We start from the raw sequence: 3414 nt of genomic DNA on the forward strand, positions 1-3414 counted from the left end.
GGGCCGGCGGCGGGACACCCCGCCGCCGGCCCGCGCCGGGCCGCGGGTGCGACGGCCCGGGAGCCCGCCGGCCGCGGGGCCAACGGCCGTGGGGTCAACGGGCGGCGGTGGCGCCGAGTTGGGCGAGCAGGGCCTGGTCGTCCTCCAGGTGCCAGTCCTCGGTGATCCGCGCCGCGCCGACGCGCTGGATGCCGACGGCGTTGAACCCGGCGCGCTGACCTGCCCCTGGACGCCGTCGAGGACACCGGTGAAGTGGCCGCGGAAGACCAGCCGGGCGGTGACCCTGTCACCGGTGATCGGCAGGTCCGCGAGCTCGCACCCCAGGTCCGGGACGGCGGCGCGGAGGGCGCGTGAGGCGGCGGCCGGGCCGCCGCGTCCTGCGGGCGTCCCGCGGGGAGGAGAGCGCGGCGAGGCCGACGGCGGTGGCGCCGGGAGTGCGGAAACGCTTCTGCGGGCGCATGATTTCGGACGTTCCTCTGAAGAACGGGCGGGGCGTGCGCGGGTGCACGGGGCGGGGTGTGCGCGGCGGTGCGAGGGGGGGGGTGCGAGGGGCGGGGCTCGGAGCCGGCGGAGCGCGCCGCCGTCGACGGCCCGCTCCGCACCGGTCACCAGGCGGACGGCGGCCTGGCCGATGCCGGGCACCCGTACACCCGGGCACCCGGGCACCCGTACACCCGGGTGCCCTGGCGCCCCGCCCACACGACGACGCACCGGAAGTCGACGGGGCCGACTTCCGGTGCGTGTGGGGTGTGGGGCCGGGGATCAGGAGGCGGTGCCGAAGTCCACGTCCTTGGTCTCGACCGTCCCGGCCGTGCGGCCGGGGGCCTTCTGGCCGGACCAGTAGAAGTTGGTGTGCGCGATGACCTGCTCCGGCTTCGGCGCGCCCCAGGAGGACAGGTCCTCCGTGGTGTGGGCGTCGCTGACCAGGATCGCGTCGTAGCCCCGGGCGAGCGCGCCGTGGAGGGTCGAGCGGACGCAGAAGTCCGTCTGCGAGCCGGTCACGACGAGGCGTCCGGCCTCCAGGCCCGCCAGCTCGGCCTCCAGGGTGGTGGCCTCGAAGGAGTCGCGGTAGAGCTTCTCGACGATCGCCTCGCCCTCGGCGGGCACCAGCTCGGGGACGATCTGCCAGCTGTCGCTCCCGAGGACGAGGTCCTCGTCGGAGTGCCGGACCCAGACGACCGGCACCTGCTCCTGCCGGGCCTTCTCGACCAGGGCCGCGATGTTGGCGACGACGGCGTCGCGCTCGTAGGCGCCCTCGACCACGCCGTTCTGGACGTCGATCACGAGGAGCGCGGTCTTCGGCCGGTTCTCGAGGGTGGTCATGGTCTCCCCTTTGCGCACGGTGGACTACTGCGCCCCGCACGCTAGCGCGGCCCACCGACAGCCGGTCAACCGCCGGCGGACCGGCCGACGGCCGACCACCGATGACGGCGGGGCAGGTTCCTGCCTCCGCCGTCATCGCTCGCGGGCACGGGGCCCACGGCCGTCAGTTCGCCTCGGCGGCGTTCTCGGCGAGGATGGCGCGCAGCCGGGTGGTGCGCGGGCGGGCCGGGCGCTCGGCGACGGCCTGGACGAGGGCCGGGCCGGCGGCGTGGACCACCGAGAGGTGCCGCTCGCCGCGGCCGAACGCGGTGTAGACCCACTGCCGGGTGAGCACCGGGCCGGCGTCCTCGGGGAGGACGACGATCGCGCCCGGCCAGCGGCGGCCGGCCGCCTGGTGGACGGTCAGCGCCCAGCCGTGGCGCAGCCGGCCCGCCTCGGCGGGCGGGACGGTGCGGCGCGACCCGTCGGTGTACTCCAGGTGCAGGCCGGTGGCGTCGCCGTCGGCCACCCGGGCGATCCGGGTGATGCCGGGGGCGGGGGAGTCCACCACCCGGTCGCCCGGGTCGAAGCCGCCGAAGCGGCCCGGGCGGGGGTTGAGGCGGGCCTTGGCGGCGGCGTTGAGCGCACGGGTGCCGGCCGGGCCGCCGTGGCCGGGGGTGAGCAGCACGACCTGCTCGGCGGGGATGCCGAGCGCGCGCGGGATCGAGTCGGTGAGCAGCTGGATGGCGCGGTGGACGGCCTCGCCGCCGTCCTTGGCGGTCAGGATGACCACCTCCTTGTCCGGGGCCTCCACCGGCTGCAGCTCGCCGATGCCGACGCCGGAGACCAGCTCGCCGATCGGGCCGAAGTCCGGGGTGCGGGAGGCCACCGACGGGCAGACCTTGGCGGCCAGCAGGTCGGCGAAGAAGCGGCCGGGGCCGGCCGACCAGAGCTGGCCCGGGTCTCCGCTCAGCACGAGCCGGGTGCCGTCGGCGAGCGATTCCAGCAGGGTCGCGGCCAGCTCGACGTCCAGCAGGGGGGCGTCCACGACGACGAGGACGTCCAGGGCGAGCGTGCCGTCGGGGGAGCGGCCGGGGCCGGCCGTCCCGGCCAGCAGCTCGGCCAGGGTGACGACGGACAGCGGGCCGTCGGCGACCGCCGCGAGGCTTTCCCGGCCCTGGTCGGTCCAGGTGGCGGCCCAGGCGCGGAGCCCGAGGCCGGTGGCGGCGTGGACCAGGGCGGCCGGTTCGGCCCGGGCGGCCTCGCCGCCGGTGTGGGTGACCAGGGCGCTCTCCGCCGCGGCCCGGATCAGTGCGGTCGCGGAGGAGGAGGGGGCCGCGACGGCGGCCGCCTCCCAGGCGGCCGGGCCGGGTGCGGCGGGCTCCTCGGCGCCGGCTCCGGCGCCCGCCTCGGCGGCGGTGTCACCCTCGCCCTCGCCGTCCGGTGCGGGCTCGTCCCCGGCCGGAGCTTCGGCCCCGCCCTCGCCCTCGCCCACGGACTCGCCCTCGCCCACGGACTCGGCCCCGACCCCGGCTACGGACTCGTCCTCGGGCAGGTCCTCGCCGGGGACGAAGGTCGACATCAGCCGGACCAGACCGTCCGCCAGGCTCTCCTCCGCCAGGGCCAGCCGCTCCAGCGCGAGCACCGTCCGGGTCGGCGGCTCGTCGTCGTCGCCACCGCCCGCGGCGTGCGCCTCGGCGCCGGTCAGCTCTTCCTGGAACGGCATCGCCCGGCCGTCGACCACGGCCGCCTGCAGCGCGGCGGCGGTGTCCGGCAGGCCGAGGCGGTCGAGCCCGGCGGTCACCTCGGCGACCTCCACGGCGGAGTGGCCGCGCAGCGCGGCCTGCTCCAGCAGCCACGGCACCAGCGCCTGGGCACGGCGCGGGTCGCCGGGGCCGGCGGCGGGGCCGAGCAGGCCGCGGGCGAAGCCGTCCGCGTGCTCGGGGCGGACGCCGGGCAGGGTCAGCACAGCCCACGGGTCGGCGCGCAGCTGGCCGGCGGCGCCGTCGCCGAACGCGGCCACGGCGGCGGCCGCGAGGTCGGCCGGCGCGCCACCACTCCAGAGCCGCCTCCGGGACACCCGTCGCCTGCTCACCCGCCTCAACGCCATCG

3 protein-coding genes are annotated in these 3414 nt (G+C 77.9%); all 3 read right to left on the reverse strand.

Annotation, left to right across the window (positions count from 1 at the left end):
- The coding region (locus ABZ885_RS37875) for an ester cyclase (RefSeq protein WP_360199237.1) at positions 1–711 on the reverse strand (711 nt) is incomplete at its 3' end.
- 51 nt (positions 712–762) lie between these two features.
- Positions 763–1323 carry an isochorismatase family protein gene (locus ABZ885_RS37880; protein ID WP_360199239.1) on the reverse strand — a complete coding sequence of 187 codons (561 nt, stop codon included), beginning with the start codon at positions 1321–1323 and terminating at the stop codon, positions 763–765.
- A gap of 163 nt (positions 1324–1486) precedes the next feature.
- A partial coding sequence (locus ABZ885_RS37885; protein ID WP_360199241.1) for an ATP-binding domain-containing protein occupies positions 1487–3414 on the reverse strand: 1928 nt, incomplete at its 5' end.

Origin of the sequence: Kitasatospora sp. NPDC047058, from assembly GCF_040643935.1 — a bacterium.
In the GTDB taxonomy this organism is placed as follows: domain Bacteria; phylum Actinomycetota; class Actinomycetes; order Streptomycetales; family Streptomycetaceae; genus Kitasatospora.

Coding starts and splice junctions, on each gene's coding strand:
- ABZ885_RS37880 (WP_360199239.1), bottom strand. CDS start 1,323: ATGACCACCCTCGAGAACCGGCCGAAGACCGCGCTCCTCGTGATCGAC.